The sequence below is a fragment of the Stenotrophomonas sp. CASM106 genome (genome assembly GCF_049384825.1).
GTDB lineage: Bacteria > Pseudomonadota > Gammaproteobacteria > Xanthomonadales > Xanthomonadaceae > Stenotrophomonas > Stenotrophomonas muris.
On sequence record NZ_JBMRFS010000008.1, the window covers coordinates 121,984 to 138,411 of the forward strand.

Below are 16,428 nucleotides of genomic sequence, written 5' to 3' on the forward strand. Positions count from 1 at the left end.
ATCGTGTGCGCATTCCATCGGGGCTGCGATATGAAGCGTGCAGGGCTGGGCAGGGTAATGGGCGTGGTGCTGGCGCTGGCCGCACTGCCGGCAACCGCGGCAGCGACCGTGCAGCAGTTCAGCCACGGGCGGTTCGAACAGATTCCGGTGCATATGCCGGCCGGTACCCCGCAGCGGGTGGTGATCTGGTTCCACGAACCGACTCCCGGTGGCGATACCAGCCGTCTGCCGATCGAGGCCCTGCGTGCCGACGGTGCGATGGTCGCCGCCGTGGACATCGCGCACCTGCGCGGCGTGCTCAAGCGCGAAGGCAACCCGACCTGTTCGTTCGGTTCCGGCGATGTCGAGAATTTCTCGCGCTGGCTGCAGGCCTCGCTGCATCTGCCCGGGTACCACCTGCCGCTGGTCGGCGGCGATGGCGAAGGCGCTGAAATGGCCTATGCGCTGGCTGCGCAGGCCGATACGCAGGTGTTCGCCGGCCTGCTCACCACTGGTTTCTGCCCGGACCACAACCACGAGCGCATGGTCTGCGGCGATGGCGTGAAGCGCAACACGCTGCAACCCGCCGAACTGAACTTCCCGTGGTTGAGTGCAGCCGGTGATCACGGCTGCAAGGCGGGCGAGGCCAGCGGTTTCGTGCAGCAGGTGGCGATGGCGCGCGAGTTCAAGCGCACGGCGCGTGGTGATGCCTCACCGGGCCTGGTGGCTGCAGCGCGGGTGATGGGTGCGCAGGCAGGCGTCAGCCTGGCACCGCCGCCGGCCGCGCTGAAGGGCCTGCCGGTGGTGGAAGTACCGTCGACCGGCAACGGCGACACGCTGGCCGTGTTCGTCTCCGGTGATGGTGGCTGGGCCGGCCTGGACAAGGATGTGGCGTCGTCGCTCAACGAGCACGGCGTGGCCGTGGTCGGCATCGACTCGCTGCGCTACTTCTGGAGCGAGCGCACGCCGAAGGGCTTCGCTGCTGACCTGCAGAAGATCATCGATCACTACCGCCAGCAGTGGCACCGCGACAAGGTGATGCTGATCGGTTTCTCGCAGGGTGCCGACGTGCTGCCGGCGACCATCAACCAACTCGATGCCGATACCCGTGCAGCGCTGGACCGCATCGTGCTGCTGTCGGTAGGCAAGAAGGCCGACTTCGAGTTCCACGTCAGCAACTGGCTGGGCGGCGGCGGCGACGGACTGCCGATCGCGCCGGACGTGGCCAGACTGCCGGCGGAGAAGACGCTGTGCGTGTACGGCGACAAGGATGAGGACGCACTGTGCCCGGACCTGCCGGCCAATGACGGTGTGAAGAAGGTGAAGCTGCCGGGTGACCACCACTTCAATGGTGATTACGACCGCTTGGCCGAAGTGATCCTCAAGGGCGGTATGTAGCGCTTGGTAGACGCCGACCTTGGTCGGCGCTGGGGCTGAGGGCGCCTTGGGGATGAGCGTGTCGACCAAGGTCGACACCTACCGGGCGGCAGGTGGCGCCGGGTATGCCTGGTGGTGCGGGGCGTCAGTTGCGCCGCGGGTCCAGCGAGATCAGGCGCGTGGCATCCAGCAGTGCGGCCGGCAGGTGCATGCCACCGGGCGCAGCGAGATAGCGTGGCCGCCACTGCGGGTCGAACTTCGACTTGAAGCGGCGCAGGCCACTGAAGCCGTAGAAGCGTTCGCCATGCCGCGCCAGCAGGCCGGCCAGGCGGTTCCAGCGGCCGGCCAGGCGATGCTGCGCCAGCCCGGACAGTGGCGCCATGCCCAGCGAGAAGCGTGCATAGCCCTGCGCGCGGCCCCACAGGAACAGCTCGATGAAGAGGAAGTCCATCGTGCCCTTCGGCGCCTCGTTGACGTGGCGCATCAGGTCCACCGACAGCTCGGCACCGGCCGGCGCCTGCCACAGGTTGGCGAACGCCACGATCTGGCCTTCGGCCTCCACCAGTGCCACCGGGAACCGCACCAGGTAATCCGGGTCGTAGCTGCCCAGCGAAAAGCCCTTTTCGTCGCCGGCCTTGTCTTCCAGCCACGCGTTGGAAATCGCGTGCAGGCGCGGCAGCAGGCTGGGAATTTCCTCCACCGGTGCCACACGGAAGGACAGGCCGCCGCGCTTGCCCCGGTTCCAGGCCTGGCGCAGGTCCGCACGTTCGCGGCCTTCCAGGCCGAAATCGTGCAGCGGCACCATCGCTTCTTCGCCCAGCTTGACCAGGCCCAGGCCCAGGTCGAGGTAGGTCTGCCAGTAGGACTCGCCGACCTGGTAGAACACCGGGCGCAGGCCGAGCCGGTCGGCTTCCTCGCGGAAGCGCCAGATCAATGCGCGGGCGACCTCCGGCGGGCCGACCGGATCGCCCATCGCGATCAGCGAACCGCCGTAGCGCTGCATCATCACGAAGCCCTGTTTCGCCTCGTCGCGCAGCACCGCCTTGTCGGCGGTCAGCACCAGGCAGGCCTGGGTATCGGTGGCACCGGCCAGTACCGGCGCCAGTGATTGCAGCGTGGCCTCGTCGGCGGCTGGCAGCGGGCTGCGCGTGCTGTGCAGCAGCCGCGCCAGGCCGAACATCACCAGCGCGATCGCCACGACCAGCAACGCGCGCAGCGCGCGTGGTGCGTTGCCGGATATCGCAAACTGCCACCACAGCTCGTTCTGGTACTCGACATGGCTGTAGGTGAAGAACAGCAGCCAGGTGACCGCGACCAGCACCAGGCCGAGGTTGCGCAGCCACGGCCATGACCAGGCTTCGTCCAGCAGCGCGCCCTGGCGGTAGAACTCGCGACGTGCGGCCCACAGTGCCATCGCCACCAGCACTGCCGAGACGGCGATCAACAGTTGGCCACCCCGCAGCCACAGCGGCAGTGGGGTGATCACGCACACCGCCATCGCCAGCACCCACGCGGCGTGGCTGCGCCGGGCCAGGCCCTGGCCGATCAGCAGCAGTGCGACGCCGCTGAGGCTGCCGATCAGGTGCGAGGTCTCCAGGATCGGCAGCGAGGCATTGACCAGGTGACGGCGTGGCGTCGGCAGCGTGCCGTCGATGACCAGTGCGGCGCCGATGCTGAACACCGCCAGCGCGATGATCTGCGGCAGCCACGGGCGCAGCGCGTTCCAGCCCGCACGGGTTGCCCCGGCGCTGGCCTGCAGTGGCTGACGCAGGGCGGGCGCAAGGGCGAGCAGGGTGGCCAGCACCAGCGGCAGCACGTAGTAGGTGACGCGGTAGATCAGCGCCGCTGCCAGCACCGCCGCCGGTGCCACCTGCGGCAACAGCTTCAGCAGGCTCCACTCGAACACGCCAAGGCCGGCGGGCACGGTCGAGACCAGGCCGGCCAGCACGGCCACCAGGTACAGGCCGACGAAGCCGGGCAGTCCGGTCGGCGTGGAGTCCGGCAGCAGCACGTAGAACGCGGCACTGGCCAGCACCAGTTCGATCACGCTCAGCACGGTGACGCCGATCATGGTGCGGCGGTCGGGCAGCCACAACGCATGGCCGAACACGCTGAACTGCCGTCCATCGCGGCCGACCAGCAGCACGGTGCCGAGATATGCGAGCAGGGCGACGATGCCGACGATGCGCACGGCATCGGGATTCAATGGCAATGCCAACGCTGCCGCTGCAGGTTCCATGCACAGTGCCACGCTGATCAGCAGCCATGCCCCGAACACGAAGCCGAGCGTGCTCATCAGCACCACCTGGCCGATCTGCGCCAGGTCCAGGCCGGCGCTGCGGTAGCCACGCAGGCGCACCGCGCCGCCGGTCAACGCGGCAAAGCCCACGGTCTGGCCCAGCGTGTGCGCAAGGAACGCGGTGATGCCGACTCGCGCAGGGTGCACGCGGATGCCGCTGCGACGCAGGCCGATGGCATCGAAGCCGATCAGGCAGGCGTAACTGGCCAGGCCGAGTACCACGGTGAGCGCGATCTGCATGCCACTGAGCTGCCGGAACGCCTGGCGGATGGCCCGGTAGCCGTGCTCGTCGAACTCGTTGGCCAGGCCGTGCAGGGCCAGGGCGAGGATCAGCAGCGGGATGACGATGGTGGCAACCCGCTTCCAGGCTGGCGTGGAAGGGGCAGTGGTGGAATCGACGGGGACGGTCATCGGCGCAAGGGTGCGGCAGGAGGGGCGAGGGCGGTGTCAACGCGGGCGTGGCGCATCGTGCGCCTGTCATCGTCATTTGACCAGTGGGACCGTCGGAGCCCGGTAGTGACGTGTCGCGGAAGGTGCCCGTGCACCCACCGTCGACCGGATTGGAGGACAATGCAGGCCTGATCACCCGCAGGAGCCACGCCCATGATGGAGCGTTACGACGTCGGACCGCGCATGTCCGAAATGACCGTGTACAACAAGGTCGCCTACCTCTCCGGCCAGATTCCGGAAGACACCAGCCAGGACATCACCGGGCAGACCCGGCAGGTGCTGGCGGAGATCGACAAGCTGCTGGCACTGGTCGCCAGTGATCGCCAGCACGTGCTGCGCGCGGAAGTGTTCCTGGCCGATATCGCCGACTTCGACGGCATGAACAAGGCGTGGGACGAGTGGGTGGTCGAGGGCGCGACCCCGGCCCGCGCAACCTTCGAAGCCAAGCTGGCCCACGCCGAGTGGAAGGTCGAGATCGTGGTGACGGCGGCCGTGCCGTAACTGCGGGATGGGGTCGGATCCCTTTCCCGCGGAAAGGGATCCGACCCTGTTACAGGGGCAGCAACTCGATGCAGTCCACCGGGCACGGCGGAATGCACAGTTCGCAACCGGTGCACAGATCGGCAATGACCGTGTGCATGTACTTGGCGCCGCCGACGATGGCGTCCACCGGGCAGGCCTGGATGCACTTGGTGCAGCCGATGCAGTCGGCTTCCACGATCAGCGCCACCTGCGGCACCTTGTGTTCGCCACGCGAACGATCAAACGGAATGGCAGGCACGCCCAGTACCTGCGCCAGCGCGCGCGCGCCAGCATCGCCGCCCGGCGGGCAGCGGTCCACGCTCACCTCGCCGCGCGCCATCGCCTGCGCATACGGGCGGCAGCCGTCGTAGCCGCATTGCCCGCATTGGGTCTGCGGCAGCAGGCGGTCGAGGCGTTCGGTCAGGGGCGGGATCAGGCTCATGCGTGGCGAAGGCTGCGCGTCGGGGTTACTTCAGGGGTTTGCCACGGAACCAGCGCTCGTGGGCCAGCGCCAGCATCGGCTTGTCTTCGGAACTGTCACCGTAGGCGTGGATGCGCACGTAGCGGGACAGATCGAACTGGCGACGGATGTGCTCGACCTTGCGCGGGCCGCAGTCGCCACCGGCATAGCGACCGGTCAGGCGGCCGTCCTGGCTTTCCAGCCGGTTGCAGATCAGCTGCAGGCCCAGCTGCTCGCACCATGGCCGCAGGTACAGGTCGAGCGAGCCGGACACGATCACCACGGTATGCTGCTGTTCCCTGTGCCAGCGGATCTGCTCCAGCATTTCCGGGCGCACCACCTCGGGCAGGAACTCACGCGAGAAGCCTGCGGCCAGCGTGGCGATGTCATCGCTGTGGCGGTTGCTGAAGGTCAGGCGGGTGACGCGTGCACGGATGCGTTCGGCCGAGATCAGTTTCAGCTTGTATGCGGCCAGCCACGGGCCGACCTTCCACCACGCCTGCGCCAGCTGTTCGGCGGTGGCCACGCGGCGCAGGAAACGGCCATAGGTATCGCAGGTGGTCACGGTGTGGTCGAAGTCGAACAGCGCCAGTTCCATTCCATTGCTTCCCATCGCGTTGCCTCCGCTGGCCGATGCTGCCGGCAGGCGCGGCGGTGGCCGCGCCCGCTGCAGGCATCAGCGGACCGGCATGCCCGGCTGCGCGCCGCTGTCGGCGTCCAGCAGCGCCAGCGCGCCGCCGTCGAAACCGGCCGACAGGATCATGCCTTCGCTCAGGCCGAAGCGCATCTTGCGCGGGGCCAGGTTGGCGATGAACACCACGCTGCGACCGACCAGGGCTTCCGGCTCGCCGTAGCTGCCACGGATGCCGGAGAAGATCTGGCGCTTGCCCAGTTCGCCGGCATCCAGTTCGAAGCGCAGCAGCTTGTCCGAACCTTCCACGAACTCGCACACCAGCACCTTGCCGATGCGCAGGTCGAGCTTGGCGAAATCGTCGATGCCGATATAGGCCGGAGCATCGGCGCTCTTCGCGTCGTCCTTGGCCGGGGCCGGTGTGGCCGGCTTGGCGGCGTCGGTCCTGGCGGCGGGGGCGGCAGCGGCGGCCGGCTGCAGGGTGTCCTTGGAGGCGTCGATCATGGCGTCAATCTTCTTCGGGTCGATACGGGTGAACAGCGGGGTGTAGTCGGTGATGCGGTGGCCCAGCAGCGGCTGTGCCAGTTCGGTCCAGTCATTGACCGGCGCGGCCAGGAAGGCCTCGGCCTGCGCGGCGGTGGCCGGCAGCACCGGCTTCAGTGCGGTGACCAGCACGCGGAACAGGTTCAGGCCCTGGCTGCACACGGCCTGCAGCTGCACGTCGGCGCCTTCCTGCTTGGCGATGACCCACGGCTTGACGTCGTCGATGTAGCGGTTGGCTTCGTCGGCCAGGGTCATGGTCAGGCGGATCGCCGCAGCCGGGTCGTTGCGCTCGTAGGCTTCACGGATCGGCGCCAGGCCGTCGACGAAGCGCTGGTACTGCGCCGCGTCGGGCAGCTGCGCGGCCAGCTGGCCGTCGAAGCGCTTGCTGATGAAGCCGGCGCAGCGGCTGGCCAGGTTGACGAACTTGCCGACCAGGTCGGCGTTGACGCGGGCGATGAAATCACCCAGGTTCAGGTCAAGATCGTCGACGCCACCGCCGGACTTGGCGGCGTAGTAGTAGCGCAGCGCTTCCGGCTCCAGGCCGGCATCGAGGAAGGTACGCGCCATCACGAAGGTGCCGCGCGACTTGCTCATCTTGGCACCGTCCACGGTGAGGTAGCCGTTGACGTGCAGGCGGGTCGGCGCGCGGTGGCCGGTACCGTGCAGCACCGCCGGCCAGAACAGGCCGTGGAAGTTGACGATGTCCTTGCCGATGAAGTGGTGCAGTTCGGTGGCGGTGCCGGCGCGCAGGTGCGCTTCGAAGTCCTCGCCGAGCTTGCCGCACAGGGTCTGGAAGCTGGACAGGTAGCCGATCGGCGCATCCAGCCAGACATAGAAGTACTTGCCCGGCTGGCCGGGAATCTGGAAACCGAAGTACGGCGCATCGCGCGAGATGTCCCACGCGCGCAGGCCACCTTCGGCGTTGAGCCACTCACCCAGCTTGGCCTTCACGCCCGGCAGGGCGACATCGCCGGCCAGCCATTCGCGCAGGAATGCATCGAAGTGGCCCACCTCGAAGAAGAAGTGCTCCGAATCGCGCATTTCCGGCGTGGCGCCGGAGATGACCGAACGCGGCTCCTTCAGGTCGGTCGGTGCATAGGTCGCGCCGCAGACTTCGCAGTTGTCGCCGTACTGGTCGGGGCTGCCGCAGTTCGGGCAGATGCCCTTGACGTAGCGGTCGGGCAGGAACATGCCCTTGGCCGGGTCGTAGAACTGGGCGACCGAACGGCGGCTGATGTGGCCGGCCGCTTCCAGCTTCAGGTAGAACTGCTCGGTCAGTGCCTTGTTGGCCGCCGAGTTGGTCGAGTCGTAGTGGTCGAAGGCCACGCCGAAGGCGGCGAAGTCACGTTCGTGGCTGGCCTGGATGTTGGCGATGAAGGTTTCCGGGGTGACCCCGGCCTTTTCCGCGGCCAGCATGATCGGCGTGCCGTGGGTGTCGTCGGCGCAGACGAACCAGGCCTTGCCGCCGCTCATTCGCCGCGCACGCACCCAGATGTCGGCCTGGATGTAGCCGACCAGGTGGCCCAGGTGCAGCGGGCCGTTGGCGTAGGGCAGGGCGGTGGTGACGAGCGCGGTACGGGTCATGGTCGCGGGGTGAAGCCGAGGGGAACCGCAGAGTATCGCATGCCCGCAACGACGTGACCCGGCCGGGGCCGGGTCACGGGGATGAAGCGGGGGCCGGGGCGCTTATTCGCGCTGCCAGGTCTGGGCGCGGCAGATGAAGGCGATGCAGCCGGACACGTCCAGCCTGGTGCCACCCGGCTGCAGCTCCATCTTCGACTTGTAGGTCTTGCCGTTAGCCGGGTCGAGGATGGTGCCGCCGGACCACTTGTTGGCGCCATCGGCCTTCAGGTTCCAGAGGATGGTCATGCCCTTCACCGGCTTGTTCCTGTTGGCGCCTTCACAGCCATCGCAGACCGGGTTCGGGCCCTTGTCCGAGTGCAGGATGTCGACCACCTTGCCGGTCAGGGTGCCGTTGGCGGCTTGGCTGATCTCGACGATCGACTTCACCTTGCCGGTCTTGTCGTCGATGGTCTTCCAGCGGCCGGCGGCGCCGTCGGCGGCCTGGGCCGACAGGGCGGCCAGGCACAGCGGCAGTGCCAGCAGCAGGGTCTTGAAGGTGTTGCGCATGGTCCCCTCCCAGGGTTCATTCCGGCACGGTGCCGGCATGGGTCGACTGTATACCCATTCGGCGGGGTATGGGGAAGGGGGGCTTTGCAGGGCTGCGCCCTGCACCTGCAGAGGCAGCCGCAACAGCCGGAGCAACAGCAAAAGCGGACTTGCTGAGGGATGGCGGGGCACTGTGGGTTTGCGGGGCCGCCGCAAACCCGTCCCTGGGGGCTTGGTCGCCGCATCCATGCGGCTCACACCCCGCAAACCCACAATGCCCCGCCTTCGACAGTTTCCGGCGATCTGCCGGTGCTGGTGCGGTTGGTGGGTGTCGACCTTGGTCGACACAGATCCATGCCATGCGTGGATAAGACGGACCGTGGGAATGCGGGGTCAGATCCCTTTTCCGACGGAAAAGGGATCTGACCCCCGGGGACGTCAACCGGCTTCGTACAACTCCAGCGGAAGGTCGTCGGGGTCGGCGAAGAAGGTGAAGCGGCGTCCGGTGTACTCGTCCACGCGGATCGGTTCGCAGGCGACACCATGCGCGGCCAGGCGCTGGATGAAGGGTTCCAGTGCAGTCACCCGGAACGCGAGGTGGCGCAGGCCCTGGGCTTCCGGGCGGCTGGGACGGGGCGGCGGCGAGGGGAAGGAGAACAGTTCCAGCTGGCCGCCGTCGGGCAGGGCCAGGTCCAGCTTCCAGGAGTCGCGCGCGGCGCGGTGGTTCTCGGCCAGCACGCGCAGGCCGAGGATGCGCACGTAGAAGTCTTTTGAACGTGCGTAGTCGCTGCAGATCAGTGCGGCGTGGTGGATGCCCAGCAGGGCACCGGAATCGGCGGTCATTGCAGGGTGTCCAGCCAGCGCTGGGCGATCTTCAGCGCCAGCGGATAGGGTTCGGGGTCGTTGCGGTTGGTCAGAACGATCACGGTCAGGTGTTTTTCCGGGTGGCGCACGATCACGTTGCGGAAGCCGATGCTCTCGCCGCTGTGCCATTGCACGGGGCCATTCAGCCGCCAGCCGAACCCGTAGTGCGGTACATCCGGTTCGGGCGTCGATGTGGCGGGGCTGAACATCGCGCGGCGCGAGGCCTTCGACAGCAGGCGGTCGTCGTACAGCGCCGCATCCCAGCGGGCCAGGTCGTCCAGCGAGGAATAGATGCCGCCATCGCCGAGCACGGCGCTGGTGGTGCTCTGGTCGGTGCGCCGCCAACGGCCATCGATCCAGCTGTAGCCATAGGCGCGTGCGGCGATGGTATCGATGCCGTCCTGATGGGCCACGGTGTGGGCCATGCCCAGCGGGCGGAAGATGCGCTGTTGCAGGAAGGCTGCGAAATCCTGGCCGGAGGCGCGGCCGACGATCAGTGCCAGCAGCGCATAGCCGCTGTTGCTGTAGTGGTACTGCGTGCCGGGCGCGAAGTTCAGCCGGTCCTGGCGCGACAGCAGGGTCAGCACATCGGCGTCATGCACCTGCCGAGCATCAGCCGGGTCCATCAGGTCTTCGTAGTCGGGCAGGCCACCGGTATGCGAGAGCAGCTGGCGGATGGTGATGGCGGCCGCAGCCGGGGGCAGTTCGGGCAGCCATTGCCGGGCAGGTTGGTCCAGCCCGAGCCGGCCATCTTCCACCAGCAGCAACACCGCCGCAGCGGTGAACTGCTTGCTGACCGAGGCCAGCCGGAAGTTGCTGGCCGCGGTGACCGCCGTGCCGTCCTCCACCACCGCCAGGCCATAGCCGCGCCGGAATACCGGTTTGCCGTCATGCAGCACCAGTACGGCGGCGCCGGGCACCTGGCCGTCGTAGGCCTGCATCAGGCCGTCGATGCCCGCATCCGGTGGGGCCAGCACCGGTGCGGCAACGGTGGCCAGCGGCAGCAGGCCCAGCACGGCGGCGAACAGGGCGACGGCAGGACGCATGGCGGCTCCGGAAGGCTCAGGGTGACGGGGCGGGCGTGGCGCTGGCCGGCTGGGCCATCCAGCGTTCCATCTTGCGGTCCAGCACGTCCAGCGGCATCGAGCCGTCCTTCAGCAGTTCGGCGTGGAAGCGGCGCAGGTCGAAGGCGGCGCCCTGGCGCGCCCTGGCCTTGTCGCGCAGGGCGACAATGGTGGTCAGGCCGGCCACGTTCGACAGTGCCTGGCCAGGCTGGGCCATGACCCGCTCGACTTCGGCGTTGGCATCGTCGCTGCTCATGTCCACGGTCTTCTGCAGGTAGGTGACAGCCTGCTGCTTGCTCCAGCCCTGGGCATTCACGCCGGTATCGGCCACCACGCGGGCGGCGCGCAGCAGGCGCGAGTACAGGTAGCCGATGCGGTCGTAGGGATCGGTGTAGATGCCCAGGTCCTCGCCCAGCGTTTCGGCGTACAGGCCCCAGCCTTCGACGAAGGCGAGATCGCCACCGAGGCGGCGGAAGCGCGGCAGCTTGGCCAGCTCCTGTTGCAGGCCCAGCTGCACGTGGTGGCCGGGGATCGCTTCATGCAGGTACTGCACCGGCACGTTCCAGCGCTTGCGGCCGGGCAGGTCGCGGGTGTTCACGTACAGCACCGCGGATTGCCCGGGCAGTGCCGGCTGGTAGGCAGCGGCAGCGGCGGTGAGCGCACGCTCCGGTTCCACCGCGCGTACGTCCAGCGGCGCCTTCGGCAAGGTATCCAGCACCTGCGGCAGGCGTGCGTTGACCTGCTGCTGCACCTGGCGGTAACGGTTGATCAGCGCATTGGCATCGCCGTACTGGAACTGGCGGTCGTTGCGCATGCTGCGCAGCAGCTTGGTGGGGGTGCCGCGCAGCCTGGCATCCTTCATCACCGTGGCGATCTGCGCCTGCAGTTCCTGCACGCGTTGTTCGCCCAGCGCGTGCAGCTGCGCGGCGGTCTGGTCGCTGGCGGTGGTCTGCACGATCAGGCTGGCGTACCAGGCCTGGCCATCGGGCAGTGCGCCCAGGCCGCTGCTGGCGCGCGTGGCCGGCAGGTATTCGGTGGCGATGAAGCCGCGCAGGGCGCGATAGGCCGGCATGATGCGCAGTTCGATCATGCGCTTGTACTCGGCGCTGATGCGCGCCTTGTCCTCGGCCGGGATGGTGTTGGGCATGGTGCGGATCGGCGACCAGAAGATGCTCTCTTCGGCGGTCGGCTTGATCACCGCATCCAGTTGCGGCAGCACTTTTTCCATCAGGTCGCGCGGCTGTACCACGCCGGCCTTCATGCCTTGGCGCATGTTGTCGATGGCCTGGTCGAACAGTTCGGGAATGCCCAGCGAACGGCGCGACCAGGTGTCGTAGTCCTGCACGGTGTTGAATGGCTGCGCGCCGGCACCGGCACCGAGGATCGCCATGATGCTGCCGATGTTGTAGTACTGGCTGATCGGCATCATCCAGCTCGGGTAGCGCTCGGCGGCCAGCGAGGCGCGTGCGTCGCGCACGAAGATCTCGTAGCTGAGCAGGTCCTGGCCCTGCAGGCCATCACTGCCGAGCTTCTCGACCTTGCCCAGCCATTGCGTGGTGAAGTCGTGCGACTGCTGGCGCCAGGCGGCGGACAGGATGTTGGGCAGCTGGTCGTTGTAGCGGGATTCGCCCTGGAAGGTGGCCTGCAGCGGGTTCAACCGCATCGAGGCATCCCAGTACTCGTCGTACAGGCGCTCCAGCTGTACCTGCTTGGGTACGGCACGGGCCGGCGCGACCGGACGCGGCGCGGCGCGGCGTGCCGAGCTGCCACGCGCCGGTGCGGTGGCGCGGGCGGGCCTGGCCTTGGGCTTGGCAGCCTGGCGGGTCTGCGCGGCGGCAGGGCGGCTGGCCTTCTTTTTCGCTGCTTCGGCCGACGGCACGGCACTGAACAGGAACAACGCGGCGATGGCGGCGGCCAGGGCGCGGGTGGGATGCGGCATCAGGAGCTTCCGTGGAACACAGACCGTGGAGCTTGCACGATCCGGCCGCGTACGGCCAGCGTGAAGGCGCAGTCAGCTTGCCGCCGCTGGGGCTTCAGTCAGCCGCCGCCGCCGCGCGCAGCGCAGCGGCCCTGTCTGCGCCCAGATAGCGGGTGATCGCACGCCGCATCAGGTACAGCAGCGGAATCAGGGCAATTGCAAAGCCCATCTTGTAGATGTAGTTGACGCTGCTGACGGCCAGGAACAGCGAGGTCGGCCAGTGCTGCGGGCCGAGCACGAAGGCGATCCAGATCACCACGAAGCTGTCCACCACCTGCGAGATCGCGGTGGACCCGGTCGCACGCAGCCACACGTGGCGCTCGCCGGTGGCCTGGCGGATGCGATGGAACACCGCCACGTCGATCAGCTGGCCGAGCAGGAAGGCCACCAGTGAACCGGCGATGGTCCACATGCCCTGGCCGAACACCGCTGCGAATGCGGCCTGGTAGTCCGGCACGCCGTGCCCGTCCATGGAGGTGACCCACCAGCTGGCCGGCGCCAGCGAGATCGCCGCGAAGGCGAACAGGAAGCCATAGGCGATCAGGACCACGGCCAGCCACGAGATGAAGCGCACGCCGCGCTTGCCGAAGAACTCGTTGATGGTGTCGGTCATGATGAACACCACCGGCCATAGCAGGGTGCCGGCGGTGAAGCTGAGCGAACCGGTCTGGCCGAACAGGTTCCAGTTCAGCGGATCGATGCCGAGGGTGTCTTCCAGCGCGAAGATCTTCACTCCGATCAGTTCGGCCAGCACCGCATTGCCGCAGAAGAACGCAGCCAGCACGATGAACAGCAGGACCGCGCGGTCCTGCAACGGGCGCTCGATCGGCGCCGCGGTCATTCGCTGCGATCGCCGGGGCGATCGCCGGCGCGCGTGAACGGAACGCTGGACGGCGCGACGGCGCCGCCGGAAATGATGAAGCTCATGGCCTGGTCGACGGTCCAGTCGGTCGGGGTCAGCAGTTCCACCGGCACGATTTCCAGGTAACCCGAAGTCGGGTTCGGCGTGGTTGGCACGTACACCGCGGCCAGTTCACGGTCGGTGCCGTGTTCCTTGATCACGCGGGTGACCAGCCCGACCGACTTCATGTCGCGGTGCGGGAAGTCGATCAGCACCACGCGCTGGGTGCTGCCCGGTTCGGTCTGCAGCATGTCCAGCAGCTTCTTGGCGCTGTCGTAGATGATGCTGGCCAGCGGAATGCGCTTGATGACCGCGCCGACCCAGCGCAGCAGGCGCTGGCCCAGCACGCGGCGGCTGGCCACGCCCACCGCCAGGATCACCAGCAGGGTGGCCAGCAGGGCGATGGTGTTCTGGATCCACTCGGCCCGGACCCAGCCGAGGTAGTGCGGAAAGCTTGTCGCGATCTGCTCGGAAAGTGGCACCACCAACGGGCTGGAAATGCCCGACAGCAGCACGAACACGAACTTGACCACGACCCAGGTCAGCCAGATCGGCAGCAGGGTCAGCAGGCCGGTCAGGAACAGGCGCTGCAGGGAGGGGCGGGGGACCAGGGCGGGGGCTTCGAGCGACATGTGCGCATTGTAGCGGTCACGGCCGGTCGATTACGCTGGGCAATCGACTGCGGCAACGGCACATGGAAGGGAAGCTGTGTTGAAGATTCTGCACGGACTGGGTTGGACCCTGGCAGGCCTTCTGGTGCTGGCCATCGTGGTGTGGTGCGCCTCGCGCATGTGGCCGGTGCCGGAATCGCGGCGACAGGCCCAGCAGCGCCTGCAGGCCCGCCTGCCTGTCCACGGCCACAACGGTTTTGCGCTGCTGTGGACGCTCGCGTTCGACGATCTGGACGCGCGCCAGCGCGAACAGGCCCTGGCCCGCGACGTGCAGCGTTGGGAGGCCGATCCGCGCGGCAATGGCGGCGCCGGACCGCAGCTGGCGGAGGACCATGACGCGCTGCGATCACGACCGGCGGCCAGCTGCGGGCCGACCGCCAGTGACTGCCTGGGCCAGGTGCGCGCCGACCCGCAGCGCTTCGTCGATGCCCACGCTGGCCACCAGCAGCTGCATGCGCGCCTGGACCAGCTGGCCGATGCGGACCACTTCGTGTCGCCATTCCGGCCCAAGGGCGACGGCATCCTGGTGCCGATGCCGACCTATGGCCTGATGATCGATGCCACCAGCGCACGCGCGCTGGCCTATGTGCAGGGCGATATCGACGGTGCGCTGCGTGGCAGTTGCAGGGGGCTTCAGCTGGGCCGGCGGCTGGTGACGGGCGGCAGTTACCTGGTGGAGAGCATCATCGGTGCCAGCCTGGTGCAGGCCAATGCCCAGCTGCTGGCCGACATGCTGGTCGAACTGCCGGCCGACCATCCGTTGCCAGCGGAATGCGATCAGGCAATGCAGCCGATGCTGGCCGCCGAACAGAGCCTGTGCCGTGCGATGCAGGGTGAGTACGCGATGAGCCGGGCTGCGATCGAAACCTCGGCGCAGGAATTCGGCGGGGTGCTGGTCCTGGATCGCAGCAGTACCCTGGCGCGCGCGGCGGGCAATCTGGGCTGGGCCTGCGGCGCGGCGGCGATGGCGGCGCTGGAAGCGGATCGCCCGCTGCCGGTGCCGGCACCGCCGCAGCATGACTTTGGCTGCCTGTCGAACATCCTGGGGTGCGTGCTGACCGATATTGCCCGCCCGGTCTATCCGGCCTATTCGTCACGGACCCAGGATGCCGCCGCGATGGTGCGGCTGATCGGCGCGCAGCGCTGGCTGAGGCAGCAGGCGCAGGATCCGGTGGATGCGCTGCAGCGCCTGCCTGCGCAGTTCCGCTCGCCGGTGCGGGCACCGCAGCTGTCGGCCGATGGCCGCCGTCTGCAGGTGCCGCGGCGTTCACCGTCGCGCAGCACCGACGAGAGCCCATGGCTGTCGGTGCCGCTGGTGATGGAGAACGCCCCGGCCGCTGCTGCGCGCGATTGAGCAGCGTCTCAGTCGCTGCCCGCCAGCGGATCGAATGCCCAGCCATCACCGATGGTCTGCAGCGTCCAGCGGCGGCGGCTGTGCAGGGGCTCCCAGTGCACGCTGTCCTTGTCGTCCTCGATGCTGCCTTCGCTCCGCTTTACCCTGCCAGTGGAGAAGTTCACGCTCACCGACTCGGTCTGCCCGGAATTGCGCATCACCGAATTCTGGTCGTAGCCGATCAGCGCAAAGGCATCGTCCTGCCAACGGAAGGTAAAGGCGGTCGTGCCCATTGACCAGCTGCCCGCGCTGGCGAATGAAAACAGTGCGACCTTCAGGGTGCCCCGCTGGATGCTGACGCCGCCGTCTTCGAGCGGGTCGCTCATCACCGGATTGTCCGGGCGTGGTATCAGCTGGTGGTCCTGCACCGCCAGCACATAGCCGGACGGGCGCGACCACGCCACGGCGAGAATGCGCGGGTTGCTGTCGTACGGCGAGGGACCCAAGCCATCGTGCTCGATGACGTTGCGTGGCGCCTGCTGACGCAGCACCAGCACCAGGTCCGCGCGGCCATCCTGGTCGAGATCGCCTTCGACACTCGATTCAAGTGCCCAGCCCTGCGGGACGAAACCGGCGGCATTGGCCGCCTGGGCCGGCAGCGTCGGATATTGCACCGGTGGCAGGTCGAGGGCGTGGGCGGTGAAGGACAGCAGGGTCAGCAGTGTGGCAAGCGCATACGGGCGCATCGGAGCCTCCATGGCAGGGAGGCCGAGGATAGCGCGCGCGTGCTGGATCAGCGTGCGTGCGGCTTCAACCGCAGGTACACCTGCTTGCGTACCTGGGCGACCACTTCGCCGCTTTCGTCGACGACATCGTTGCTGAACCAGCGCAGCACCTTTTCGCCGCCGGCCGCTTCGGCACGCAGTTCGGCCAGCAGTGCATCATCGATGCGGAACGAAGTGCGCACCGTGCCCCGGCCAGGCTTGAGGAAATCGATCGCACCGGCCCGGTCCCACACGTAATAGTCACGGCCGAGGATGTGCAGCAGGCCCAGCATCCAGAATGGATCGGTCATCGCGAACAGGCTGCCGCCGAAATGCGTGCCCACGTAATTGCGGTTCCACGGCCGCAGTCGCAATGCCACGTCGATCTGCCGGTAATCGGGCGTGATCCGGGTGACGTGGATGCCGGTGAACAGGAACGGCGGCCAGAGGTTGATGCCGAAGCGGAACAGGCGGGCGTTCATG

Annotated in this window: 15 protein-coding genes; 3 read left to right on the forward strand and 12 right to left on the reverse strand. The window is 67.9% G+C overall.

All coding sequences use genetic code 11. The features are described from left to right. The first annotated feature begins 30 nt into the window (after positions 1-30). Positions 31-1,377 carry a virulence factor family protein gene (locus VG556_RS17820; protein WP_238381475.1) on the forward strand — a complete coding sequence of 449 codons (1,347 nt, stop codon included), beginning with the start codon at positions 31-33 and terminating at the stop codon, positions 1,375-1,377. Between the two features lie 124 nt (positions 1,378-1,501). Here VG556_RS17820 and mprF read toward each other — a convergent pair whose 3' ends face one another. Further along, positions 1,502-4,066 (reverse strand): bifunctional lysylphosphatidylglycerol flippase/synthetase MprF, encoded by a 2,565-nt coding sequence (gene mprF, locus VG556_RS17825; protein WP_014647963.1) that lies wholly within the window; start codon positions 4,064-4,066, stop codon positions 1,502-1,504. Positions 4,067-4,258: 192 nt separating this feature from the next. Between mprF and VG556_RS17830 the strand changes: the two genes are divergently transcribed. Continuing rightward, a complete protein-coding gene (locus tag VG556_RS17830; protein ID WP_005418155.1) occupies positions 4,259-4,606 on the forward strand; it encodes a RidA family protein in 348 nt (115 codons plus the stop codon). Positions 4,607-4,655: 49 nt separating this feature from the next. Here the strand turns inward: VG556_RS17830 and rnfB are convergent, their stop codons facing one another. The 9 genes from rnfB to VG556_RS17875 form a co-directional block, all read right to left on the reverse strand. After that, positions 4,656-5,069: an Rnf electron transport complex subunit RnfB gene (gene rnfB / locus VG556_RS17835; protein ID WP_032958691.1), complete on the reverse strand. Its 414-nt coding sequence runs from the start codon at positions 5,067-5,069 to the stop codon at positions 4,656-4,658. A gap of 25 nt (positions 5,070-5,094) precedes the next feature. Continuing rightward, the gene (locus tag VG556_RS17840) at positions 5,095-5,685 is read right to left on the reverse strand and encodes an HAD family hydrolase (RefSeq protein WP_032958670.1); all 591 of its coding nucleotides are present in this window, start codon (positions 5,683-5,685) and stop codon (positions 5,095-5,097) included. Between the two features lie 78 nt (positions 5,686-5,763). After that, entirely contained in the window at positions 5,764-7,845 is a 2,082-nt protein-coding gene (gene metG / locus VG556_RS17845; RefSeq protein WP_032958673.1) for a methionine--tRNA ligase, read from the reverse strand. 102 nt (positions 7,846-7,947) lie between these two features. Next, the gene (locus VG556_RS17850; protein ID WP_032958676.1) at positions 7,948-8,391 is read right to left on the reverse strand and encodes a DUF2147 domain-containing protein; all 444 of its coding nucleotides are present in this window, start codon (positions 8,389-8,391) and stop codon (positions 7,948-7,950) included. A gap of 417 nt (positions 8,392-8,808) precedes the next feature. Further along, positions 8,809-9,213, reverse strand: coding sequence for a VOC family protein (locus tag VG556_RS17855; protein ID WP_100450437.1), 405 nt, complete (start codon positions 9,211-9,213; stop codon positions 8,809-8,811). Then, positions 9,210-10,280 (reverse strand): serine hydrolase domain-containing protein, encoded by a 1,071-nt coding sequence (locus VG556_RS17860; RefSeq protein ID WP_046431895.1) that lies wholly within the window; start codon positions 10,278-10,280, stop codon positions 9,210-9,212. Before VG556_RS17860 ends, VG556_RS17855 begins: the two co-directional genes overlap by 4 nt. Positions 10,281-10,296: 16 nt before the next feature. Then, positions 10,297-12,237 carry a DUF885 domain-containing protein gene (locus VG556_RS17865; protein WP_100450436.1) on the reverse strand — a complete coding sequence of 647 codons (1,941 nt, stop codon included), beginning with the start codon at positions 12,235-12,237 and terminating at the stop codon, positions 10,297-10,299. A 94-nt stretch (positions 12,238-12,331) separates the two neighbouring features. Continuing rightward, positions 12,332-13,117, reverse strand: a complete 786-nt coding sequence (locus VG556_RS17870) for a queuosine precursor transporter (protein WP_014038042.1) — start codon at positions 13,115-13,117, stop codon at positions 12,332-12,334. Continuing rightward, positions 13,114-13,809 (reverse strand): DUF502 domain-containing protein, encoded by a 696-nt coding sequence (locus VG556_RS17875; protein WP_049404662.1) that lies wholly within the window; start codon positions 13,807-13,809, stop codon positions 13,114-13,116. Before VG556_RS17875 ends, VG556_RS17870 begins: the two co-directional genes overlap by 4 nt. A 76-nt stretch (positions 13,810-13,885) precedes the next feature. Here VG556_RS17875 and VG556_RS17880 point away from each other — a divergent pair, with 76 nt between their 5' ends. Further along, positions 13,886-15,202 carry a hypothetical protein gene (locus VG556_RS17880; protein ID WP_100450435.1) on the forward strand — a complete coding sequence of 439 codons (1,317 nt, stop codon included), beginning with the start codon at positions 13,886-13,888 and terminating at the stop codon, positions 15,200-15,202. Positions 15,203-15,210: 8 nt separating this feature from the next. On the opposite strand, the gene VG556_RS17885 is transcribed toward VG556_RS17880, so the two are convergent. Then, entirely contained in the window at positions 15,211-15,927 is a 717-nt protein-coding gene (locus VG556_RS17885) for a hypothetical protein (RefSeq protein ID WP_100450434.1), read from the reverse strand. 47 nt (positions 15,928-15,974) lie between these two features. Continuing rightward, positions 15,975-16,427, reverse strand: coding sequence for a DUF4442 domain-containing protein (locus VG556_RS17890; protein ID WP_014647953.1), 453 nt, complete (start codon positions 16,425-16,427; stop codon positions 15,975-15,977). Position 16,428 lies beyond the last annotated feature (1 nt).